This window comes from Pseudomonas paraglycinae (assembly GCF_021601625.1).
Lineage (GTDB): Bacteria > Pseudomonadota > Gammaproteobacteria > Pseudomonadales > Pseudomonadaceae > Aquipseudomonas > Aquipseudomonas paraglycinae.
Genome location: NZ_BQHR01000005.1, coordinates 20187 through 44184 on the forward strand (window position 1 = coordinate 20187; position 23998 = coordinate 44184).

The following is a 23998-nucleotide window of genomic DNA, read 5'->3' on the forward strand; positions in this document are numbered from 1 at the left end:
CGGGGGAAAAGAAACGATTCTACCCATCTGCCGGAACGAGCGAGAACCCGCAGCGGTCACAGCCTCAAGAACACTGGACTGTAACGACCCGCGCGTACGCTCCAGGATTGACTAAAATCAGTGATTGAGCAGGTTTGCAGCACCGCCGGACATGGCTTGGCAAACATTTGCAAGTCCCCTCGGCCACGCGCTCGACATCCGGGAGTAGCGCGGGTCGAATTGATCTGGTAAGTTCGCCCGCTTGCAGCCGCAGGGCCGGCAGGTGTCGGTGATGGAGCAATCCTGCGCAATGGATTACAAGAGTAGAGGCGGTCCATTTCATGCCCACCCAAGCAAAGCAACAGGCAAGTCAGACACTCAGCGGTTTCGAACCTTACGTCCCTAAAGAGGGCGAAGAGTACATGGGCGCGCCTATGCGTGCGCATTTCACCAAGATCCTGACCAAGTGGAAACTCGACTTGATGCAGGAAGTCGACCGCACTGTTGATCACATGAAAGACGAAGCGGCCAACTTTCCTGATCCGGCCGACCGTGCCAGTCAGGAAGAAGAGTTCGCCCTCGAGCTGCGCGCCCGCGACCGCGAGCGCAAACTGATCAAGAAGATCGACAAGACCCTGCAGTTGATCGAAGACGAAGAGTACGGCTGGTGTGATTCCTGCGGTATCGAGATCGGCGTCAAGCGCCTCGAGGCCCGTCCGACAGCCGACATGTGTGTCGACTGCAAGAACCTGGCGGAAATCAAGGAAAAGCAGGTCGGCAAATAATCCCGGCCTGAACGAAAAACGGAGCGTGCGAACGCTCCGTTTTTGTTTCTGCCGTTTTTTGACTCTCAAGTAACATCGCCCTCATGACTGCCAACACATCCCCCGCCTATATTGGCCGCTTTGCCCCGACCCCCAGCGGGCACCTGCACTTCGGTTCGCTGGTTGCCGCCCTGGCCTCTTATCTGGACGCACGCTCGGTGGGCGGTCGCTGGCTGGTGCGCATGGAGGATCTCGATCCGCCCCGGGAAGAGCCGGGCGCGCAAGCGGCGATTCTCAAGGCGCTGGAAAGCTATGGCTTCGAATGGGACGGCGAGATGGTTCGCCAGAGCGATCGGCACGAGGCCTACGCGCAAGTGCTCGACAGCCTGTTCAATCACGGCCTCGCCTACGCCTGCACCTGCTCGCGCAAACAATTGGAGCCATACCACGGCATTTATCCGGGACTGTGCCGCAATGCCGGCCATGGCCAGGAAGACGCGGCGATTCGCCTGCGCGTGCCGGAGTTGGAATACCACTTCATCGACCGGGTGCAGGGCGAATACCGCCAGCATCTGGGCCGTGACGTGGGAGATTTCGTGATCCGCCGCCGCGACGGCCTCTACGCCTACCAACTGGCGGTGGTTCTGGACGACGCCTGGCAGGGCATCACCGACATCGTGCGCGGTGCCGATCTGCTCGACTCCACACCGCGCCAGCTCTACCTGCAGGAATTGCTGGGCCTGCGCCAACCGCGCTATCTGCATCTGCCACTGATTACCCAGCCGGACGGCAACAAGCTCGGCAAGTCCTATCGCTCGCCACCACTGGAAGCCGATCAGGCCACGCCATTGTTGCTGCGGGCCCTGCGCGCACTGGGGCAAGACCCGGGGCCCGAACTGGCCCACGCCACGCCGCAAGAACTGTTGAACTGGGGCAGCGTCCACTGGGATGCCTTGAAAATCCCGCGCACACTGACCCTGCCCGAAGCGCAACTGCTGTGACGACACTTGCAGTGGCGCGCCCATCCGTTACCATCGCCGCACGTTTTCGGGCACGCGCATAAAAAAGAGAGGCCGGGATGTACATCTATCGCTTGGTCCTGCTTCTGGTCGTGGGGATCTACCTGTTTTCTCCCGCCATCATGGATTGGTGGATCGACGCTACGGGCGCCTGGTATCGCCCTTATCTGCTCTGGCTGATCCTGATTGTCGTGACCTTCATCCTGCAGAGCCAAAAAGATGCCGATGAGCTTTAGCCTGACCCAGATGCTGCTGATCAGCGCCGCCTACCTGGCCGCGTTGTTCGGTGTGGCGTGGATCAGTGAACGGGGCATGATCCCGCGGGCGATCATTCGCCATCCGTTGACCTACACCCTGTCGCTGGGGGTCTACGCCAGTGCGTGGGCGTTCTATGGCACGGTGGGTCTGGCCTATCAGTACGGCTATGGTTTTCTGTCCAGTTATCTCGGGGTATCCGGCGCGTTTCTGCTGGCGCCGGTGCTGCTGTATCCGATCCTCAAGATCACCCGCACTTATCAACTGTCGTCGCTGGCGGACCTGTTCGCCTTCCGCTTTCGCAGCACCTGGGCCGGTGCGCTGACCACGATTTTCATGCTGATCGGCGTATTGCCGCTGCTGGCGTTGCAGATCCAGGCCGTGGCCGATTCCATCGGCATCCTCACCGGCGAACCGGTGCAGAATCGCGTGGCCCTGGCGTTCTGTGCGCTGATCATTCTGTTCACGATCTTCTTCGGTTCCCGTCATATCGCCACCCGTGAAAAGCACGAAGGGCTGGTATTCGCGATTGCCTTCGAATCGGTGATCAAACTGGCAGCCCTCGGCGGCGTCGGCCTCTACGCGCTATACGGCGTGTTCGACGGCCCGCAGCAACTTGAACTGTGGCTGCTGCAGAACCAGACCGCCCTCGCCGCCCTGCACACCCCGTTGCAAGAAGGCCCGTGGCGCACGTTGCTGCTGGTGTTTTTCGCCTCGGCGATCGTGATGCCGCACATGTATCACATGACCTTCACCGAAAACCTCAACCCGCGCTCGCTCGTCAGCGCGAGCTGGGGCCTGCCGCTGTTCCTGCTGTTGATGAGTCTGGCCGTGCCGCTGATTCTCTGGGCTGGCCTGAAACTCGGGGCCACAACCAATCCGGAATACTTCACCCTCGGCATCGGCATCGCCGCCAACAGCAAGTCGCTGGCGTTGCTGGCGTATGTCGGCGGACTGTCGGCGGCCAGCGGTCTGATCATCGTCACCACGCTGGCGCTGTCGGGCATGGCCCTGAACCATCTGGTGCTGCCGCTCTATCAGCCACCGGCCGAGGGCAATATCTATCGCTGGTTGAAATGGACCCGCCGGGCGCTGATCGTCGCGATCATCATGGCCGGCTTCTGCTTCTACCTGATGCTCGGCGCCGAGCAGGATCTGGCCAACCTCGGCATCGTCGCTTTCGTTGCGACCCTGCAATTCCTGCCAGGTGTGCTGTCGGTGCTGTACTGGCCGACCGCCAATCGTCGGGGGTTCATCGCGGGTCTGCTGGCAGGGATTGTGGTGTGGGTCGTGACCATGCTGTTGCCGCTGGTCGGCAATCTGCAGGGTTTGTATATTCCGCTGCTGAACATGATCTACGTGCTGGACGACACCAGTTGGCACATGGCGGCCATCGCCTCGCTGGCGGCCAACGTCCTGATGTTCACGCTGATTTCGCTGTTCACCAATGCCAGCCCCGAAGAGGCCAGCGCCGCCGAAGCCTGCGCTGTGGACAACGTACGTCGCCCGCAGCGCCGCGAATTGCACGCAGCCTCGCCGCAGGAATTCGCCACGCAGCTGGCCAAACCGCTGGGCGCCAAGGCTGCGCAGAAAGAAGTCGAGCAGGCCCTGCGCGACCTTTATCTGCCCTTCGACGAGCGCCGCCCTTATGCCTTGCGCCGCCTGCGTGACCGGATCGAAGCCAACCTCTCCGGCCTGATGGGCCCGAGCGTCGCCCAGGACATGGTGGAAACCTTCCTGCCGTACAAGGCCGGCGGTGAAAACTACGTCACCGAAGACATCCACTTCATCGAAAGCCGCCTCGAGGATTACCACTCGCGCCTGACCGGGCTGGCCGCCGAACTCGATGCCCTGCGCCGTTACCACCGCCAGACCCTGCAGGAACTGCCGATGGGCGTCTGCTCGCTGGCCAAGGATCAGGAGATCCTGATGTGGAACAAGGCCATGGAAGAGCTGACCGGGATTGCCGCGCAGCGGGTGGTCGGCTCGCGCCTGAGTACCATCGCCAATCCGTGGAAAGATCTGCTGCAAGGCTTCATCCACCTGCCCGACGAACACTTGCACAAACAGCATCTGGCCCTCGACGGCCAGACCCGCTGGCTGAACCTGCACAAAGCGGCCATCGACGAGCCGCTGGCACCGGGCAACAGCGGCCTCGTGCTGCTGGTGGAAGACCTGACCGAAACCCAGATGCTCGAAGACAAGCTGGTGCATTCAGAGCGCCTGGCCAGTATCGGTCGACTCGCAGCGGGTGTTGCTCACGAAATCGGCAACCCGATCACCGGCATCGCCTGCCTCGCGCAAAACCTGCGCGAAGAGCGCGAAGAGGACGGTGAGCTAACGGAAATCAGCGGCCAGATCCTCGAACAGACCAAACGCGTGTCACGCATCGTCCAGTCGTTGATGAGCTTCGCCCACGCCGGCAGCCATCAGCACAGCGACGAGCCCGTCTGTCTGGCGGAAGTGGCCCAGGACGCCATCGGCCTGCTGGCCCTGAACCGGCGCAATTTCGAAGTCCAGTTCTATAACCTGTGCGATCCCGATCACTGGGTCGAAGGCGACCCGCAGCGGCTCGCCCAGGTTTTGATCAATCTGCTCTCCAACGCCCGTGACGCCTCGCCTGCCGGCAGTGCGGTGCGGGTCAAGAGCGAAGCCGGCGAACACACGGTCGATCTGATCGTCGAAGACGAAGGCAGCGGTATTCCGTCGAGCATCATGGACCGATTGTTCGAACCCTTCTTCACCACCAAGGATCCTGGCGAAGGCACCGGTCTGGGCCTTGCACTGGTCTATTCCATCGTTGAAGAGCATTATGGACAAATCACCATCGACAGCCCGGCTGATGTTCAGAGCCAGCGCGGCACCCGTATCCGGGTGACATTGCCGCGCCATGTCGAAGCGACGTCCGCTGTGAACTGAGACCGTCGAGAGTATCGAATCAATGCCGCACATTTTGATCGTCGAAGACGAAACCATTATCCGCTCCGCCTTGCGCCGCCTGCTGGAACGCAACCAGTACCAGGTCAGCGAAGCCGGTTCAGTGCAGGAAGCACAAGAACGCTTCAGTATTCCCACATTCGATCTGATCGTCAGCGACCTGCGTCTGCCGGGTGCTCCGGGCACCGAGCTGATCAAGCTCGGCCAGGGCACGCCGGTGCTGATCATGACCAGCTACGCCAGCCTGCGCTCGGCGGTCGACTCGATGAAGATGGGCGCGGTGGATTACATCGCCAAGCCTTTCGACCACGATGAAATGCTTCAGGCTGTCGCGCGGATCCTGCGCGATCGCCAGTCGGCGCCTGCCGTCGGCGAAGCAGCTCCCGCCAAATCGGCCAATGGCAGCGGCAAATCCGCCATCGACAACAGCAATGGCGAAATCGGCATCATCGGCTCGTGTCCGCCGATGCAGGATCTTTACGGCAAGATCCGTAAAGTCGCCCCGACCGATTCCAACGTGCTGATCCAGGGCGAGTCCGGTACCGGTAAAGAACTGGTGGCCCGCGCCCTGCACAACCTGTCGAAACGCGCCAAGGCGCCGATGATCTCGGTGAACTGCGCCGCCATCCCGGAAAGCCTGATCGAGTCCGAACTGTTCGGCCACGAGAAAGGTGCGTTCACTGGCGCCAGCGCCGGTCGCGCCGGTCTGGTGGAAGCGGCGGACGGCGGCACGCTGTTCCTCGACGAGATCGGCGAACTGCCACTCGAAGCCCAGGCTCGTTTGCTGCGCGTATTGCAGGAAGGCGAAATTCGCCGGGTGGGCTCGGTTCAGTCTCAGAAAGTCGATGTCCGGTTGATCGCCGCGACCCACCGGGACCTCAAGAGCCTGGCGAAAATCGGCCAGTTCCGTGAAGACTTGTACTACCGCCTCCACGTGATCGCATTGAAACTGCCGGCCCTGCGCGAGCGTGGCGCCGACGTCAACGAAATCGCCAATGCGTTTCTCGCTCGTCAGAGCGCCCGCATCAACCGCACCGACCTGAAATTTGCCGCCGATGCCGAACAGGCGATCCGGCACTATTCCTGGCCGGGTAACGTGCGGGAGCTGGAAAACGCCGTCGAGCGCGCGGTGATTCTGAGCGAAAGCCCGGAAATCTCTGCCGACCTGCTGGGTATCGACATCGAGCTGGGCGATCTGGAGGACGACGAATTCATCGGCCTGCCGGCGCAAACGGCCGGTAACGCCAGCAACAGCAGCCACGAGCCGACCGAAGACCTGTCACTGGAAGACTACTTCCAGCATTTCGTACTCGAGCATCAGGACCACATGACCGAGACCGAACTGGCGCGCAAACTGGGCGTCAGCCGCAAATGCCTGTGGGAACGCCGTCAGCGTCTGGGCATTCCACGGCGCAAGACCGGGGTCGCCAGCGAGAGCTGAACGTTACCTGTCGAGTGTGCGGGCTACCGTTGAAGAGGTGAAAAAACTGTTACCTCAGTCTTTTCACGTAACAGAAGCCGGGGTTATCGGTAACGAAACCCCGGCTTTTTTTCGACCTGCGAAAATGGTTATATCGACCTAACCCCTTGTTTTATTGGGGTTCGCAAAAGTTGGCACGGCACCTGCTATATGTTTGGTACAAGAACAATAACAAGCAATGCACAAGACAATAAAAATAAGACGAATCGACTCACGCACAATAAAAACAAGACGGCGAGAGGCGCAGCTAACTGATTCTTTTGGAGAGGCGTTGTATTTGGGGCTAGCCCCACGACCAGGCCGAGAACAACAAAAACTGTCTTAAGACAGAGCCTGTACTGGTTGGATCGCAAGATCACTGCAACACAGCGACCAAAGCAATCCGTTTGCTCTTGGCTCCCGATTGGGAGGGTCATGAAGGAAAAGCTTCATGGCGAGGGCACTCAACAAAAACAAGAAGCCCGAATCAATAATAAAAAGAGCACGCAACTACTTCTTGGGGAGCTTCGGCTCCCCTTGTAGTTTCTCCTTTCTGGCAAATCCCCCCTTCTGACGCATCTCCACCCCCTCTAGACTGCGGCTTTCAGCGCAAAACGGCAGCGTCCTACACCATCCCTCGACTAAATGCTAGAATCCCGGCCCATCATGCGGTCATTCTCTGGTATGGCCGAACATTCCTTCAAACAGTGCATCCCATGCTGAAGAAGCTGTTCCAGTCATTCCGAACTCCCCTGCGTCGTACGCAACACATCCGTAGCACGCCTGAAGTCCTCAACAGCGGCCAACACTCGCTGCAGAAGGCGCAATTCAGCCGTTACGCGGTCAACATCGTCGAACGTCTGCAGGGCGCCGGCTACCAGGCCTACCTGGTTGGCGGTTGCGTGCGAGACATGCTGCTGGGCATCACGCCCAAAGACTTCGACGTCGCCACCAGCGCCACCCCCGAGCAGGTTCGCGCCGAATTCCGCAATGCGCGGATCATCGGCCGCCGGTTCAAGCTGGTACACATCCATTTCGGTCGCGAAATCATTGAAGTCGCGACCTTCCGCGCCAATCACCCGCAAAACGAAGACGACGAAGACAGCAACCAGTCTTCGCGCAACGAGAGCGGGCGCATTCTGCGTGACAACGTTTACGGCACCCTGGAAGAAGACGCGCAACGCCGCGACTTCACCATCAACGCCCTGTATTACGATCCGGTCAGCGAGCGCATCCTCGACTACGCCAACGGCGTACACGACATCCGCAATCACCTGATCCGTCTGATCGGCGACCCGAAGCAACGCTACCAGGAAGACCCGGTGCGGATGCTGCGGGCCGTGCGTTTCGCCGCCAAGCTCAATTTCGGTATCGAGAAGCACACCGTCCAGCCAATCCGCGAACTGGCGCCGATGCTGCGCGAGATTCCGTCGGCCCGCCTGTTCGAGGAAGTGCTCAAGCTGTTCCTCTCCGGTCATGGCGCGATCACGTTCGAGATGCTGGTCGACCTGCAACTGTTCGCGCCGCTGTTCCCGGCCAGTGCCGATGCGCTGGAACACAACCCGGAATATACCCACACGCTGATCAGCGAAGCACTGACCAACACCGACCTGCGGATCAAGCAGAACAAACCGGTAACCCCGGCGTTCCTGTTTGCTGCCCTGCTGTGGCCTGCCCTGCCGGCCCGAGTGCTACGTCTGCAAGAGCGCGGCATGCCGCCAATTCCAGCCATGCAGGAAGGCGCTCACGAACTGATCGCCGAACAGTGCCAGCGCATCGCGATTCCAAAACGCTTCACCATGCCGATCCGCGAGATCTGGGACATGCAGGAACGCCTGCCACGCCGCAGCGGCAAACGCGCCGACCTGCTGCTGGACAATCCGCGCTTCCGCGCCGGCTACGACTTCCTCCTGCTGCGTGAAAGCGCTGGCGAGCAGACCGATGGCCTGGGTGAATGGTGGACCGATTATCAGGACGCCAACGACAGCGAACGTCGCGACATGATCCGCGACCTCAGTGGCAAGGGTGATGACGCCAGTGGCGCACCGCGCAAGCGTCGCCGCAGCAGCGGCTCCAAACGCAAACGCGCTGGCGCACCGAGCGCCACGGGCGAATAAGGCATGGAACGCATCTACATCGGCATGGGCAGCAACCTGGCTGACCCGGCCGAACAACTGCGCAGCGCGGTCGACGCGCTGGGGCAATTGCCCGAGACCGAACTGGTCGGCGTATCTGCCTTCTACCAAAGCGACTCGCTGCTGCCTGGCCAACCGCGTTACACCAACGCGGTTGCCGCACTCGACAGCGCGCTTGCCCCGCTGGATCTGCTCGATGCCTTGCAGGCGATCGAAAACGATCAGGGCCGCGAACGCCTGGAGCGCTGGGGCCCGCGCACGCTGGATCTGGACATTCTGCTGTTCGGTGATCGCCTGATCGACGAGCCGCGCCTGAAAGTCCCGCATTACCACATGCAGGAACGCGCGTTCGTTCTCTATCCCCTCGCCGAACTGGCGCCCGAATATCTGCGTCTGGCCGATGGCCGTGATCTTGCCGATCTTCTCGCAGCCTGCCCGTTCGTCGGCCTAGAACGCCTCTCTCACGCCTGATACAAACCGCTGATGCGGGAGCCAACCGGCTCCCGCATTTTGCGTTCTTGTAGGACAAAAACCCCGCAGATCAGGCCCGCCGGCCCGCTGAATCGCATCAGTAACGCCGGTAACACTCCCCTCGTAACAATGCGGTAACACATGCAATTGACTTCCTGAGGCCTCATCACGACTATAGGCGTCCCGCTGCCGCCAACCCGGCATACAAGGGCGCAATCCAGGCCTTATAAGCACGACAAAAGAGCGTGCGCCTGAATAGATGACGAATCACGCGCGTTACTCGCAGTAGTTTCCAAAGCGCCTGAACGAGGATTTCTTACATGCCAGCCATCACCCTGACCACGCTCCAGAGCCTCAAGCAGAAAGGTGAAAAGATCACCATGCTGACCTGCTATGACGCGACCTTCGCCCACGCCTGCAACGAGGCCGGTGTCGAAGTGCTGCTGGTGGGCGACTCCCTCGGCATGGTCCTGCAGGGTCACGACAGCACCCTGCCGGTGACCACCGCAGAAATGGCCTACCACGTTGCCAGCGTCAAACGCGGCAACTCTGATGCCTTGATCCTGGCCGACCTGCCGTTCATGGCCAACGCCACCCTCGAGCAAACCATGACCAACAGCGCCCTGCTGATGCAGGCCGGCGCGCACATGGTCAAGGTCGAAGGCGCCTTGTGGCTGGCGGATTCGATCCGCCTGCTGGCCGAACGCGGTGTGCCGGTCTGCGCCCACATGGGCCTGACCCCGCAAGCCGTGAACATTCTCGGTGGCTATAAAGTGCAAGGTCGCAACGAGAACCAGGCACGCCAGATGCGCGCCGACGCGATCTCGCTGGAGCAGGCCGGTGCAGCCATGCTGCTGCTCGAATGCGTGCCGAGCGAACTGGCGGCTGAAATCAGCCAGGCCGTGAAAATCCCGGTGATTGGCATTGGCGCCGGTTCGAATACCGACGGTCAGGTCTTGGTGCTGCACGACATGCTCGGCCTGTCGATCAGCGGCCGTGTGCCGAAATTCGTGAAGAACTTCATGCAGGGTCAGGACAGCATCCAGTCCGCGCTGAAGGCTTACGTCAGTGAAGTCAAAGCCACCACTTTCCCCGGGATCGAACACGGATTCTCTGCATGAACACCGTCAAAACCGTACGTGAACTGCGCGCCGCCGTGGCGCGCGCCCGCAGTGAAGGCAAGCGCATCGGCTTCGTGCCGACCATGGGCAACCTGCACAGCGGCCACATCGCGCTGATCACCAAGGCCAAACAGCGAGTGGACTTCGTGGTTGCGAGCATTTTCGTCAACCCGCTGCAGTTCGGCGCCGGCGAAGACCTCGACAAGTACCCACGCACCCTGGCGGCAGATCAGGAAAAACTGCTGGAAGCCGGATGCGATCTGCTGTTCGCCCCGACCGTCGAGGAAATGTACCCCGACGGCATGGCCGGTCAGACCCGGGTCAGCGTGCCGCAACTGTCCGAAGGCCTGTGCGGCGCCAGCCGTCCGGGGCACTTCGAAGGCGTGGCGACGGTGGTCAGCAAGCTGTTCAACATGGTCCAGCCGGACCTGGCGATCTTCGGCCAGAAAGACTTCCAGCAACTGGCGGTAATCCGCGCGCTGGTGCATGACCTGAACATGCCGATCCAGATCATTGGCGAGCCGACCGTACGCGCCGCCGACGGTCTGGCGCTGTCGTCGCGCAACGGTTTCCTCAGTGAAGAACAGCGCGCTGTGGCGCCGGTGGTCTATCGCACCCTGAGCAGCATTGCCGAGTCGATCAAGCAAGGTGAACGCGACTTCCCTGCCCTGATCCAGGCGCAACGCCAGCAACTGGAAGCCGCCGGCCTGCGCCCGGATTATCTGGAGATCCGCCACGCCCTGACCCTGCGCCCGGCAACGGCCGAGGATCGCGATCTGGTGATTCTGGTCGCGGCCTTCCTCGGCACCACCCGGTTGATCGACAACCTGCACCTGAATCTCGATACCCCCGCCTGAACACCGGCAAGCGCTGTGGGAGCAACCCCGCTCCCACAGCGTTTGCACGCGCTTCCAGACCGTATTGCTGAGCACCTGCCCATCGGGCAAACTTCCTGCCGTTCGACGCCACGCGATAAGCAGGGACTTGCTCGCATTACTCGCCGTCTGTCGGCCCCGTCTGTTATCAATGTTAAAAAAGTACCGAAAACAGGTCAGACAAAGCCAAGACAGATCGCGGCGCTGGGTTTACTGTATTCGCCCTGCGCCCAAGTAATCGTGTCGACGCAGTTGCCCCCTCGCCCAAACATGGCGGGGAGGTCTTTTCAGAGTTCAAAAGGCCGTTCAAGTAAAAAGGAAAACCGCAGCGATGGCGTACTACCGCACTCCTCATGACGTTACCGCTCTGCCTGCCTGGCAAGCGTTGAAAGATCACCGCCAAGCCATGCAGGATTTCAGCATGCGCGAAGCCTTCAACGCCGATCCGCAGCGCTTCAATCAGTTCACCCTCAGCAGCTGCGGACTGTTTCTCGACTATTCGAAGAATCTGATCAACGCCGAGACCCGCAATCTGCTGGTGGGTCTGGCCAACGAAGTCGATCTCAAGGGCGCGATCAAGGCGCTGTTCGACGGCGAAATCGTCAACTCCTCCGAAGGCCGCCCGGCGCTGCACACCGCCCTGCGTCGCCCGGTCGGCGACAAGCTGTCGGTCAACGGTGTCAACGTGATGCCTGAGGTACACAAGGTGCTGAACCAGATCACCGATCTCGTGGGCCGCATCCACGACGGTCTGTGGCGCGGTTACACCGAGAAGCCGATCACCGACGTGGTGAACATCGGCATCGGCGGCTCGTTCCTCGGCCCCGAGCTGGTCTCCGAAGCCCTGCTGTCCTACGCCCAGAAAGGCGTGCGTTGCCATTACCTGGCGAACATCGACGGCAGCGAGTTCCACGAGCTGACGCAGAAACTGCGCGCCGAGACCACGCTGTTCATCGTTTCGTCGAAATCGTTCAACACCCTCGAAACCCTGAAAAATGCCCAGGCCGCACGCGCCTGGTACCTGGCCCAGGGTGGTTCGGAAGCCGAGCTGTATCGCCACTTCATCGCCGTATCGAGCAACAATGCCGCCGCCGTGGCCTTCGGTATCCGCGAAGAAAACATCTTCCCGATGTGGGACTGGGTCGGCGGTCGTTACTCGCTGTGGTCCGCCATCGGCCTGCCAATCGCGCTGGCCATCGGCATGTCCAACTTCAAGGAACTGCTGTCCGGTGCCTACACCATGGACCAGCATTTCCAGAGCGCGCCGTTCGAACAGAACATGCCGGTGCTGCTGGCCCTGCTCGGCGTGTGGTACGGCAACTTCTGGGGCGCGCAAAGCCACGCGATCCTGCCGTACGACCACTACCTGCGTAATATCACCAAGCACTTGCAACAGCTGGACATGGAATCCAACGGCAAGAGCGTGCGTCAGGACGGCACCCCGGTGTCGACCGACACTGGCCCGGTGATCTGGGGCGGCGTCGGTTGCAACGGTCAGCACGCTTATCACCAGTTGCTGCACCAAGGGACCCAACTGATCCCGGCCGACTTCATCGTGCCGATCGTCAGCTTCAACCCGGTCTCCGACCACCATCAGTGGCTGTACGCCAACTGCCTGTCGCAGAGCCAGGCGCTGATGCTCGGCAAGACCCTGCCGGAAGCCGAAGCGGAACTGCGCGACAAGGGCATGAGCGAAGACCAGGTGCAGAAACTCGCACCGCACAAGGTGATCCCGGGCAACCGTCCGAGCAACACCCTGGTGGTAGAACGCATCAGCCCGCGTCGTCTCGGTGCATTGGTGGCGATGTACGAACACAAAGTCTTCGTGCAAAGCGTGGTCTGGGGCATCAACGCCTTCGACCAGTGGGGCGTGGAACTGGGCAAGGAACTGGGCAAGGGCGTCTACAACCGTCTGGTCGGCAGCGAAGAAACCGCCGCTGAAGACGCGTCCACCCAGGGCCTGATCAACTACTTCCGCGGCCGTCACCGCGGCTGATCCAGCCTTGAACACACCCCCTCGCCATGAGGGGGTGTTTGTTTACAGGTATTGAACCCTCACCGCTCTCGGCGCATCTTTATCCTTGTCGCACAACAAGAATAAGGAACCGTCATGTTCGATATCAGCACGTTCCCCAAAGCCGATGCCGTCCGCCGGGCTGCACAGTTGAGTCAGGACGACTACCAGCGCCTGTACCGCGAATCCATTGAACACCCCAGCACCTTCTGGGCCGAACAGGCCACCCGCTTCCTCGACTGGAGCACGCCGTGGCAGACCGTCCAGCGCTATGACCTGAAGACCGGCGACGCCGCCTGGTTTGCCGGTGGCAAGCTGAACGTCAGCTACAACTGCATCGACCGCCATCTGGAAACGCGCGGCGATCAGACCGCCATCCTCTGGGAAGGCGACGACCCCGCCGAATCGACGCAAATCACCTACAGCAAACTCCATCACCACGTCTGCCGCCTGGCCAACGTGCTGAAAAGCCGTGGCGTGAAAAAAGGCGACCGGGTGTGCATCTACATGCCGATGATCCCCGAAGCGGCTTACGCCATGCTCGCCTGCGCGCGGATCGGCGCGATTCACTCGGTAGTGTTTGGCGGTTTCTCTCCGGATTCCCTGCGCGACCGCATTCTCGACGCCGACTGCCGCACCGTGATCACCGCCGACGAGGGCGTGCGCGGTGGCAAATTCGTGCCGCTGAAACAGAACGTCGACAAAGCCCTGCAGAGTTGTCCGAATGTCAGCACCGTCGTGGTGGTCGAGCGTACCCAGAACAAAGTCGACTGGGTCGAAGGTCGCGACCTCTGGTATCACCAGGCCGTGCGCGACGTCAGCGACGATTGCCCGCCAGAACCGATGGACGCCGAAGACCCGCTGTTCATCCTCTACACCTCCGGCAGCACCGGCAAACCCAAGGGCGTGTTGCACACCACCGGCGGTTACCTGCTGCAAGCGGCGATGACCTTCAAGTACGTCCTCGATTACCGCGACGGCGAAGTGTTCTGGTGCACCGCCGACGTCGGCTGGGTCACCGGCCACAGCTATATCGTGTACGGCCCGCTGGCCAATGGCGCCACCACCCTGATCTTCGAAGGCGTGCCGAGCTACCCGAGCACTTCGCGGTTCTGGCAGGTAATCGACAAACACAAGGTCAACATCTTCTACACCGCCCCCACCGCCCTGCGCGCATTGATGCGTGAAGGCGCCGGGCCCTTGCAGGAAACTTCGCGACAAAGCCTCAGATTGCTCGGCAGTGTCGGTGAGCCGATCAACCCGGAAGCGTGGGAATGGTATTTCAACGTCGTAGGCGAACAGCGCTGCCCGATTGTCGATACGTGGTGGCAGACCGAAACCGGCGGCATCATGCTCAGCCCGCTGGTCAGCGCCCGGCGGATCAAACCGGGCTGCGCCACCCAGCCGATGTTCGGCGTGCAACCGGTGCTGCTCGATGAGCACGGCAAGGAGATCAAGGGCGCCGGTAGTGGCGTGCTGGCGATCAAGTCGAGCTGGCCGGCGCAGATTCGCAGCGTCTACGGCGATCCGCAGCGCATGGTCGACACCTACTTCAAGCCCTATCCCGGTTACTACTTCACCGGCGACGGCGCCCGCCGCGACGAGGACGGCGATTACTGGATCACCGGGCGCATCGATGACGTGATCAATGTCTCCGGCCATCGCATCGGTACCGCCGAGGTGGAAAGTGCGTTGGTGCTGCACGACAGCATTGCAGAGGCCGCCGTGGTCGGTTATCCCCACGACGTCAAAGGTCAGGGGATTTATGCGTTCGTCACACCGATGAATGGCACCGAACCCAACGATGAGCTGAAGAAAGAACTGCTGGCCCACGTCAGCAAGGAAATCGGCAGCTTCGCCAAACCGGACCTGATCCAGTGGGCCCCGGCCCTGCCGAAGACCCGCTCGGGCAAGATCATGCGGCGGATCCTGCGCAAGATCGCCTGCAACGAACTCGACAGCCTTGGCGACACTTCGACTCTGGCGGATCCGAGCGTGGTGCAGGGCTTGATCGATAAACGCTTGAATCAGTAAGCGCGCAGAAGCATCGCGAGCAGGCTCGCTCCCACAGGGACTAATGATCGTCTGTGGGAGCGAGCCTGCTCGCGATGGGAACCCCTCGATTGCCTGCCAAACTGCTAAACTCCCGCGCCCCGATTCCCTCCAGCAAGGCGCCCGCATGTCTTCCTTGAACCTGGCGCTGCGCGCCGCCCTCGATCAACGCCAGGATCTGCTCGCCGAGCTGCACCGCCAGGGCACCGACTGCTATCGGCTGTTCCACGGCAGCCAGGAGGGTGCCGGTGGCCTGACCATCGACCGCTACGGCCCGCAACTGATGGTGCAAAGTTTCCACCAGACCCTGGCACGCGAAGACCTGCTGCAACTGCACGCCATGGTCAACCAGACCCTGGGCCTTGAAACCCTGCTGGTCTACAACGACCGCTCCCGTGGCAACTCGCGAATCGACCGTGAAGACAGCGTCTACCGCGCCGACGACGCCGCGCTGGCCGATCTGGTCGGCCACGAATGGGGCCTGAATTATCGTGTGCGCGGACGCCATGCCGGACAGGATCCGCTGCTGTTCCTCGACCTGCGCAACACCCGCGGCTGGGTCAAGGATCACGCCAAGGGCAAAAGCGTGCTCAACCTGTTTGCCTACACCTGCGGCGTCGGCCTCAGCGCAGCAGCCGGCGGTGCACGTGAGGTGTGCAACCTGGATTTCGCCGAGGGCAATCTGGCGGTGGGGCGCGAGAACGGTCAGCTCAATCCGCAACTGCCGACCATGGAATTCATCCAGTCCGACTACTTCCCGGCGATCCGCCAACTCGCCGGCCTGCCGATCAGTCAGCGTCGCGGGCAGAAACTGCCGAGCTATCAGCGCCTGGAACAGCGCCAGTACGATCTGGTGCTCCTCGACCCGCCCGCGTGGGCCAAGAGCGCGTTCGGCACCGTCGACCTGCTGCGCGATTATCAAAGCCTGCTCAAGCCGGCCCTGCTGACCACCGCCGAAAATGGTGTGCTGATCTGCTGCAACAATCTGGCGAAAGTCAGCATGGACGACTGGCGCGAACAAGTGCTGCGCTGCGCCGAAAAAGCCGGGCGGCCGGTGCGTGAATGGAGCGTGATGACTCCGGGCCGGGACTTCCCGTCGATGGATCAACAACCGCCGTTGAAGACGCTGATTCTGCAGCTCTGATCTTTACCCCTGCAGGAGCAGCCTTCGGAAGCTCCTACAGAAATTGCAGACAAATCTGAACAATCCTGTCTCGTGCGATGTACTTCGGAACCGGAATCGCGTGCCATACTCCAAGGCACTCCGATTCAGACAGATGAAGCCGCACATGCCCAAAGGATTGATTCGCGCGATTGGCGCCCTGTTGACTGCCCTGGCCCTCTACAGCCTGCTGGGGTTCCTGATTTTGCCGGGCATTGCGCTCAGGGTGGTAAATCAGCAACTGGCCAACTACGCCACGGTACCGGCGCATCTGCAGCGCATCGAACTCAACCCGTTCAGCCTTGAACTCACACTGTGGGGCCTGGTGATCGGCGAGCCGGGCAAGGAACAGGTCGGCTTCGAACGTCTGTACGCCAACCTGCAACTCGACAGTCTGTGGACCAAAGCCCTGCATCTGTCCGACATCGAACTGGAAAAATCCAAAACCGAGATCCTGTTCGCCAAAGACGGTCAGCTCAATCTTCTCGGTCTGTTCAAGCTCCCGGCCAGCGAGCCCACCCCGGCCGATCCCGACGCCAAACCGTTTCCGCTGCGCATCGACCGCATCCAGCTGGCTGGCGGCAACCTGCATTTTGTGGATGCGCGGCCCAGCGAGCCGATCGAATTTCTCTACGACAAGCTCGACTTCGAGCTGAAAAACCTCAGCACCCTGCCCGAAGACAACGCCGACATGACCCTCGTCGCGATCGGCCCGGCCGGTGGGCAGATCGACTGGAAAGGCAATTTCACCCTGATCCCGATCGCCTCCGAAGGCACCCTCAAGATCACCGATGGCAAGATGAAAGCCTTCTGGCCTTACGTGCGCGACGCCGTGCCACTGGTGCTGGAAGAGGGTGTCGTCAGCTTGAGCACCGACTACCAGCTCAACCTGTCCAAGGAAACCGAACTGCTGCTGAGCAACGTCGCGGTCAACATCGCGCCGTTCGCGATCAAGGCGCCGGACGGACGTCAGCTGGCGAAACTCGAGCGTCTCGACGTCAGCGACACCACGGTGGACCTGGCCAAACAGCAAGTGGTGGTCGGCAAGATCCGCAGTCAGAAACTGGAAACCTGGGCGGCGCTGGAAGCGGACGGCAAACTGGACTGGCAAAAACTGTTCGCCAGCCAGCCATCGAAACCCGCTGCCAAAGCTGCAGCGGAGCCGAAAAGCACCCCGGCGGCCGCCGACTCGCCGAAACCTGAACCGACCGCGCCGAGCAAACCGTGGCAAGTGTTGATCAAGGACGTGCAACTGCGTGACTACAAAGTGCATCTGGCCGACCGTTCGGCGAAGCCGGAAGTCACCCTGGACGTCACCCCGCTGAACGTCGATCTGCAAAACTTCGACAGCCTCAACGGCTCGCCTTTCAACCTCAAACTCGATACCGGTCTGGGCAAGCAAGGCAAGATCAGCGCCGACGGCGTGGTCAATCTGGCCCCGGTCAGCGCGCAGCTCAACGTGAAAACCCAGGACATCGACCTGCGGGTCGCGCAGTCCTACATCAACCCGTTCATTCGTCTCGAACTGCGCAGCGGCATGCTCGGCAGCGACCTGAAAGTGAACCTGAAAAGCACTGACCCGCTGGCCCTCAGCGTCACCGGTCGTGCTCAGGTCGATCAGTTGCACACCCTCGACACCCTGAAAACCCGCGACTTCCTCAAATGGCAGCAGGTGGTGGTCGAAGGCCTGAACTATCAGCACGGCGACAGCCTGTCGATCGACAGGGTCAACCTGTTCCAGCCGTATGCGCGGTTCATGATCAACGATGATCGCACCACCAACATTGACGACCTGCTCATTCCGCAGCCGGCCGATTCCGGGGCGAAGACCGCCGCGGCGAAACCGGCGAGCAATGACAAACCGCTGGGTATTCACATCGGCGGCATCGCGATCAACGACGGCTCGGCCAACTTCGCCGACTTCAGCCTGACCCCCAACTTCGCCACCGCGATCCAGCAGCTCAACGGCCAGATCGGCACCATCGACAGCCGTCAGGCGAAACCGGCCAGCGTCGACATCAAGGGCAAGGTCGACCGCTATGCGCCGGTGACCATCAAGGGCGCGGTCAACCCGTTCGACCCGATGGCCAGTCTCGACATCGCCACCAGTTTCAAACGCGTCGAACTGACCACCCTGACTCCCTACTCCGGCAAGTTCGCCGGCTACCGGATCCGCAAGGGCCGGCTCAACCTCGACCTGCATTACCTCATCACCAAAGGCCAGCTCAAGGCCGAGAACAAAGTGGTGGTCGAGCAACTGCAACTGGGTGAGAAAGTCGACAGCCCGGATGCCGTGAGCCTGCCACTGAAACTGGCGATCGCCCTGCTCAAGGACGTCGACGGCAAGATTTCCATTGAGTTGCCGGTCACCGGCGACCTGAACAACCCCCAATTCAGCGTGATGCCGATTGTCTGGCAGACCCTGCGCAACCTGATCGTCAAGGCCGCCGCCGCACCGTTCAAGCTGATCGGCGGACTGGTCAGCGGTGGCAGCTCGGAAGACCTCGGCACCGTGTCCTTCGCACCGGGATCCAGCGACCTGAGCAAGGACGCCGAAGCGGCGCTGGTGAAGCTGTCGCAAGCGCTGAAGGAGCGTCCGGCCCTGCGCCTGGAAATCGAAGGCACCGCGGCAAAAAGCAGCGACGGTCCGTTGCTCGCAGAACAGCGCCTGGAACGTGAATACCAGTACAACTACTACAAGATGCTCCAGCGCCGGGGCGACAAGGTGCCGGCTCAGGCTTCGCTGATTCAGGTACCGGATAACGAAAAAGGCCCGCTGCTTGAGGGCATCTATCGCACCCGTCTGAAAACCCAGCCACCGGCCGAATGGAAGGATCTGGGCAAGGAAGAACGCACGGCGAAAATGCGTGCCGACGTGATCAAGTTCTGGAGCTCCAGCGACGTGCTGTTGCGCCAGCTCGGTCAGGACCGTGCAAGCAGCATCAAGGACTACCTGGTGGATAAAGGCCAACTGGCCGACGATCGCGTGTACTTCATCGACGCCAATCTCGGCGAAGCGGAGAGCGACGGGCGAGTGGTGACGCAAATGCATCTGGATGCCGAGTGATGAACCGAAACTGGCTGACTGCAATGGGGCTGGCATTGATCGCCAGCCAGGCTGCGGCGTCCGATACCCTGCGCTGCGGCAGCCAACTCGTCAGCCTTGGCGACCGCGCCAGCGAGGTGCTGCAAAAATGTGGTGAGCCGGTTGGTCGCGATCTGCTCGGTTACAAACGCAGCGCCAACCGTCGTGAAGAGTTTCAGGTCGAGGAATGGACCTACGGCCCGAGCAACGGCATGTATCAATACCTGCGCTTTGAAGGCAATCGCCTGAAGCAGATCAACAGCAAACGCGGCAATTGACCTTCCCCGCCTTTTCCGGCCCCTGAATAGAACAGGCCCCGACACATGTGCCGGGGCCTGTAATGGCCACATTCCGTGTGGCCGGTCGCATGAACTCTAAAGTGCGGCAGACGTATTGCTCGGCCCGCCTGTCGCGTCTTCTCCCGGTTCAGGCGAGAAGTCTTGCCTTACTCGGCTTTCAGGCCGTCAGCGGAGACCGCTTTCACGCCTTTGATTTTCTTGGTGATGTTCACTGCGGTGGTTTTCTGAGCCTCGGTGATAGCGACGTCAGAAGACAGGGAAACCACACCTTTGTTGGTTTCGACTTTGATGTCGGTACCAGGAATGCCTTTTTCGGTTACCAGGTCGCTTTTGACTTTGGTAGTGATCCAGGTATCGGAAGTAGCTTCTTTAGCCTTGGTGACTTCACCGGCAGCCAAAGTCATTGGAGCCTGAGTGGTCTGGGTCGATTGAGCAAATGCACCGGAAGCCATGGTCAGGGTCAGCGCGGTAGCAGCAGCGGCAGTGATAGCGAACTTCTTCATACGAGTAACTCCTGTTTTTCTGGAAAGTCTGCTGCGTGTCTTGTCAGCAGGGTTACCGTAGATATTGCGAACGTTGTGCCAACTTTTAAAATCTTAATAATCCCTTATAAATCAACAACTTAAAAACTATGAATATTTTCGGAATCATGCAAATTGCATGACCGGTGAAATATTTACATGCAAGTTGCGGCTTTTCGAAAAGTTCCTAAAGCACTGAAATTATTGAACCTTTTGCCAGGTAGTCGACATAACGAAAATGCCCCGCAGAGCGGGGCATCGTTCGGACTTCCAAATGGATCAGGTACCGCTTGCTGTACAGCCTTTAGGGGAGTAGTCCGGCGCAACGGTCGTTGCACACGACCAGCCGTTGGCAGCGGTTCGTGTGAGCGTGATGGTTTTGCCCACCACCGGTGCCGGCGCATTGGCCAGCGTACAAACGATGGTGCCCGCTCCATCTGCAGCTGTCCCCGAGGCGGTCAGTGTACAGTTGGAGGTGGTAGTGCCCGCATCGCCTTTAACGGCAGCCAGCGTGGGGTTCGTCCCTTGATTGATGATGTCTTCGAACGGCACTTTCATCGCCGAGATTTCGGCCAGCCCCGCCGTCACCTTCGACCGCGCCTGATATTTGGAGTACTGCGGCAGCGCCACAGTCGCGAGAATACCGATGATCGCCACAACGATCAGCAGCTCGATCAGAGTGAAACCTTGTTGTTTCTTCATAGACACGCTCCATGCATGAGTCGGAATCTCATGATCTGAACAGGAATCAGCACAGCCCGTGCCAAGCGCTCGCAGCCCCGGCCTGCTGGGCGTGAACCGGACATCGTGCCGATTCCTACAGCCCGTAACCGCACTATCTGACACTTTTTGTCACCTGCACCCCGGGTGTTTGGCGCTGTCACTTGACTAGGCTATAAGTCATGAACGGCAAGCACGTGGAAACCCCATGAATGACATCGCTCTGAGCGGTCTGGCCAAACAACTGGTCCAGGCCGAATTGCTCACGGAAAAGAGTGCCCAGCAGGCTTGGCAGCAGGCGCAGCGCAATCGCCTGTCGCTGGTCAGTTACCTGGTGCAGAACAAACTGGTGAAGAGCTGGCAGGTCGCCGAAATAGCCTCGGAGCATTTCGGCATGGCATTTCTCGACCTCAACTGTCTCGACAAGGAAACCCAGCCCAAGGGCCTGGTCAGTGAAAAACTGGTGCGCCAGCACCACGCCCTGCCCCTCTGGCGGCGCGGCAACAAACTGTTCGTGGGGATTTCCGACCCGAGCAATCACCAGGCGATCAATGACATTCAGTTCAGCACCGGGCTGAGCACCGAAGCCATTCTGGTCGAAGACGACAAACTCACCGACGCCATTGAAAAATTCTTCGACACCCACGCCACCGGCCTGGAGGAGATGGCCGATGTCGACCTCGACGGGCTGGACATCGAGTCGGCCGACGACAGCAGACAGGACACCCTCGGCGGAATCGACGCCGACGACGCTCCGGTGGTGCGCTTCGTGCACAAGATGCTGCTGGACGCGATCAAGAGCGGCTCGTCCGACCTGCACTTCGAGCCTTACGAAAAGAACTACCGGGTGCGGGTGCGCACCGACGGCATTCTGCGGGAGGTGGCCAAGCCGCCGATTCAGCTCGCCGGGCGCATTGCCGCGCGCCTGAAGGTCATGGCCAGCCTCGACATTTCAGAACGGCGCAAACCCCAGGACGGGCGGATCAAGATGCGTCTGTCGAAGAGCAAGTCGATCGATTTTCGGGTCAACACCCTGCCCACGCTCTGGGGCGAGAAAGTGGTGATGCGGATCCTCGACCCCTCCAGCGCCCAGATCGGCATCGATGCCCTCGGCTACGAGCCGGAACAGAAAGACCTGTACATGGCCGCCCTCAAGCAGCCCCAAGGCATGATTCTGGTAACCGGCCCCACGGGGTCCGGCAAAACCGTGTCGCTGTACACCGGGCTGAACATCCTCAATACCGTCGACATCAACATCTCCACCGCCGAAGATCCGGTGGAGATCAACATGGAAGGCATCAACCAGGTCAACGTCAATCCACGCCAAGGGTTGGACTTTGCCCAGGCCCTGCGCTCGTTCCTGCGTCAGGACCCGGACGTGATCATGGTCGGCGAGATCCGCGACCTCGAAACCGCCGAAATCGCGATCAAGGCCGCCCAGACCGGTCACCTCGTGCTGTCCACCCTGCACACCAACAGCGCAGCAGAGACCCTCACCCGCCTGCACAACATGGGCATCCCCGGCTTCAACATCGCGACCTCGGTGAGCCTGATCATTGCCCAGCGTCTGGCGCGAAAACTCTGCAGCCACTGCAAGAAACCCATCGAGATCCCCCGCGAAACCCTGATCAAGGAAGGTTTCCCCGAGGAACGCATCGGCCATTTCACGATCTATGAGCCCGCCGGTTGCGATCACTGCAACGGCGGGTACAAGGGTCGCGTGGGGATTTATGAAGTGGTGAAGAACACCCCCGAACTGCAACGGCTGATCATGGCCGAGGGCAACTCACTGGAAATCGATACCCAGATGCGCCGGGACGGCTTCAACGACCTGCGCACCTCGGGCCTGATCAAGGCCATGCAAGGCATCACCAGCCTTGAAGAAATCAACCGGGTCACCAAGGACTGAACATGGCGGTCAAGGCAGCGAAAATCAGCATCTACGCCTGGGAAGGTACGGACCGCAAAGGCAGCAAGGTGACCGGCGAGTTGAGTGGCCAGAACCCCGCACTGGTCAAGGCCCAGTTGCGCAAGCAAGGCATCAACCCCGGGAAGGTGCGCAAGAAATCCGCCTCGTTGCTGAGCTTCGGCAAGCGCATCAAGGCCCAGGACATTGCCCTGTTCACCCGGCAAATGGCGACCATGATGAAGGCCGGCGTACCGCTGTTGCAGTCGTTCGACATCATTGGCGAAGGCTTCGAGAACCCGGCCATGCGCAAACTGGTCGACGAGGTGAAACAGGAAGTCGCCGCCGGCAACAGCTTCGCCGCCGCGCTGCGCAAGAAGCCTCAGTATTTTGACGAGTTGTACTGCAACCTGGTGGATGCCGGTGAACAGTCCGGCGCGCTCGACACCCTGCTGGAACGGGTCGCGACCTATAAGGAAAAGAGCGAAAGCCTCAAGGCCAAGATCAAGAAGGCCATGACCTACCCGTCGGCCGTGGTGCTGGTGGCGGCGGTGGTTACCGGGATTCTGCTGGTCAAGGTGGTGCCGCAGTTTCAGTCGGTGTTCTCTGGCTTCGGTGCCGAACTGCCAGCCTTTACGTTGATGGTGATCAGCCTGTCCGAATTCATGCAGCAATGGTGGTGGGCGATTCTTGGTCTGCTGGTGGCCGGTTTTTTCGGCACCCGCCATGCCCTGAAAAAATCCCAGGCCATGCGCGACCGGCGTGACGCCTGGTTTCTCAAGCTGCCGCTGGTGGGCACGCTGATGTACAAGTCCGCAGTGGCGCGGTTCGCCCGGACCCTGTCGACCACCTTCGCAGCCGGCGTGCCGTTGGTTGAAGCGCTGGACTCGGTGGCCGGGGCCACCGGCAACGTGGTGTTCAAGCGCGCCGTGCTGCGTATCCGTCAGGACGTTTCCACCGGCATGCAGCTGAATTTCTCGATGCGCTCCACCGGCATCTTCCCGAACATGGCGGTGCAGATGACCGCCATCGGCGAAGAGTCCGGCGCACTGGACGAGATGCTCGACAAGGTCGCGGGTTTCTACGAGGACGAAGTGGACAACATGGTCGACAACCTCACCAGCCTGATGGAGCCGTTCATCATGGTGGTGCTCGGGGTGATCGTCGGCGGTCTGGTGGTGGCGATGTACCTGCCGATCTTCCAACTCGGCTCAGCGATCTGAC

Annotated in this window: 18 protein-coding genes; 16 read left to right on the forward strand and 2 right to left on the reverse strand. The window is 60.7% G+C overall.

Features of this window, described 5'->3' with window-relative positions; translation table 11 throughout:
- Nucleotides 1-320: 320 nt before the first annotated feature.
- The 14 genes from dksA (at nucleotide 321) to L6D82_RS08850 (ending at nucleotide 19606) form a co-directional block, all read left to right on the forward strand.
- A complete protein-coding gene (gene dksA, locus L6D82_RS08785) occupies nucleotides 321-764 on the forward strand; it encodes an RNA polymerase-binding protein DksA (RefSeq protein ID WP_039771633.1) in 444 nt (147 codons plus the stop codon).
- Nucleotides 765-847: 83 nt separating this feature from the next.
- On the forward strand, nucleotides 848-1744 hold the full coding sequence (gene gluQRS, locus L6D82_RS08790; protein WP_085747747.1) for a tRNA glutamyl-Q(34) synthetase GluQRS: 897 nt from the start codon (nucleotides 848-850) through the stop codon (nucleotides 1742-1744).
- Between the two features lie 77 nt (nucleotides 1745-1821).
- Nucleotides 1822-1998, forward strand: a complete 177-nt coding sequence (locus L6D82_RS08795; protein ID WP_003176118.1) for a hypothetical protein — start codon at nucleotides 1822-1824, stop codon at nucleotides 1996-1998.
- On the forward strand, nucleotides 1982-4936 hold the full coding sequence (locus L6D82_RS08800; protein ID WP_236188778.1) for a sensor histidine kinase: 2955 nt from the start codon (nucleotides 1982-1984) through the stop codon (nucleotides 4934-4936). The genes L6D82_RS08795 and L6D82_RS08800 overlap by 17 nt, the downstream gene beginning before the upstream one ends.
- A gap of 22 nt (nucleotides 4937-4958) precedes the next feature.
- Nucleotides 4959-6395 carry a sigma-54-dependent transcriptional regulator gene (locus L6D82_RS08805; protein ID WP_085747746.1) on the forward strand — a complete coding sequence of 479 codons (1437 nt, stop codon included), beginning with the start codon at nucleotides 4959-4961 and terminating at the stop codon, nucleotides 6393-6395.
- A gap of 734 nt (nucleotides 6396-7129) precedes the next feature.
- Nucleotides 7130-8530 (forward strand): polynucleotide adenylyltransferase PcnB, encoded by a 1401-nt coding sequence (locus tag L6D82_RS08810; protein ID WP_007959609.1) that lies wholly within the window; start codon nucleotides 7130-7132, stop codon nucleotides 8528-8530.
- Between the two features lie 3 nt (nucleotides 8531-8533).
- On the forward strand, nucleotides 8534-9019 hold the full coding sequence (gene folK / locus L6D82_RS08815) for a 2-amino-4-hydroxy-6-hydroxymethyldihydropteridine diphosphokinase (protein WP_236188780.1): 486 nt from the start codon (nucleotides 8534-8536) through the stop codon (nucleotides 9017-9019).
- Between the two features lie 320 nt (nucleotides 9020-9339).
- Nucleotides 9340-10140: a 3-methyl-2-oxobutanoate hydroxymethyltransferase gene (panB, locus tag L6D82_RS08820; RefSeq protein WP_102718631.1), complete on the forward strand. Its 801-nt coding sequence runs from the start codon at nucleotides 9340-9342 to the stop codon at nucleotides 10138-10140.
- Nucleotides 10137-10997, forward strand: coding sequence for a pantoate--beta-alanine ligase (gene panC, locus L6D82_RS08825; protein WP_236188781.1), 861 nt, complete (start codon nucleotides 10137-10139; stop codon nucleotides 10995-10997). The genes panB and panC overlap by 4 nt, the downstream gene beginning before the upstream one ends.
- Before the next feature lie 349 nt (nucleotides 10998-11346).
- Complete coding sequence (gene pgi / locus L6D82_RS08830) at nucleotides 11347-13011, forward strand: glucose-6-phosphate isomerase (RefSeq protein WP_011335972.1); 1665 nt, start codon at nucleotides 11347-11349, stop codon at nucleotides 13009-13011.
- Between the two features lie 114 nt (nucleotides 13012-13125).
- Nucleotides 13126-15063 (forward strand): acetate--CoA ligase, encoded by a 1938-nt coding sequence (gene acs, locus L6D82_RS08835; RefSeq protein WP_236188782.1) that lies wholly within the window; start codon nucleotides 13126-13128, stop codon nucleotides 15061-15063.
- Between the two features lie 145 nt (nucleotides 15064-15208).
- Nucleotides 15209-16225, forward strand: a complete 1017-nt coding sequence (locus L6D82_RS08840; RefSeq protein ID WP_085747740.1) for a class I SAM-dependent rRNA methyltransferase — start codon at nucleotides 15209-15211, stop codon at nucleotides 16223-16225.
- A gap of 133 nt (nucleotides 16226-16358) precedes the next feature.
- Complete coding sequence (locus tag L6D82_RS08845; protein ID WP_236188783.1) at nucleotides 16359-19310, forward strand: DUF748 domain-containing protein; 2952 nt, start codon at nucleotides 16359-16361, stop codon at nucleotides 19308-19310.
- Entirely contained in the window at nucleotides 19310-19606 is a 297-nt protein-coding gene (locus L6D82_RS08850; protein WP_085747738.1) for a DUF2845 domain-containing protein, read from the forward strand. The genes L6D82_RS08845 and L6D82_RS08850 overlap by 1 nt, the downstream gene beginning before the upstream one ends.
- 167 nt (nucleotides 19607-19773) lie before the next feature.
- Here the strand turns inward: L6D82_RS08850 and L6D82_RS08855 are convergent, their stop codons facing one another.
- A complete protein-coding gene (locus L6D82_RS08855) occupies nucleotides 19774-20130 on the reverse strand; it encodes a BON domain-containing protein (RefSeq protein WP_011335977.1) in 357 nt (118 codons plus the stop codon).
- A gap of 297 nt (nucleotides 20131-20427) precedes the next feature.
- Complete coding sequence (locus L6D82_RS08860; RefSeq protein ID WP_236188784.1) at nucleotides 20428-20850, reverse strand: pilin; 423 nt, start codon at nucleotides 20848-20850, stop codon at nucleotides 20428-20430.
- Nucleotides 20851-21076: 226 nt separating this feature from the next.
- Here L6D82_RS08860 and pilB point away from each other — a divergent pair, with 226 nt between their 5' ends.
- Together pilB and L6D82_RS08870 are read left to right on the forward strand one after the other, a co-directional pair.
- Entirely contained in the window at nucleotides 21077-22777 is a 1701-nt protein-coding gene (gene pilB / locus L6D82_RS08865; RefSeq protein ID WP_085747736.1) for a type IV-A pilus assembly ATPase PilB, read from the forward strand.
- Nucleotides 22778-22779: 2 nt separating this feature from the next.
- Nucleotides 22780-23997 carry a type II secretion system F family protein gene (locus L6D82_RS08870; protein WP_085747735.1) on the forward strand — a complete coding sequence of 406 codons (1218 nt, stop codon included), beginning with the start codon at nucleotides 22780-22782 and terminating at the stop codon, nucleotides 23995-23997.
- The last annotated feature ends 1 nt before the right edge of the window (nucleotide 23998 follow it).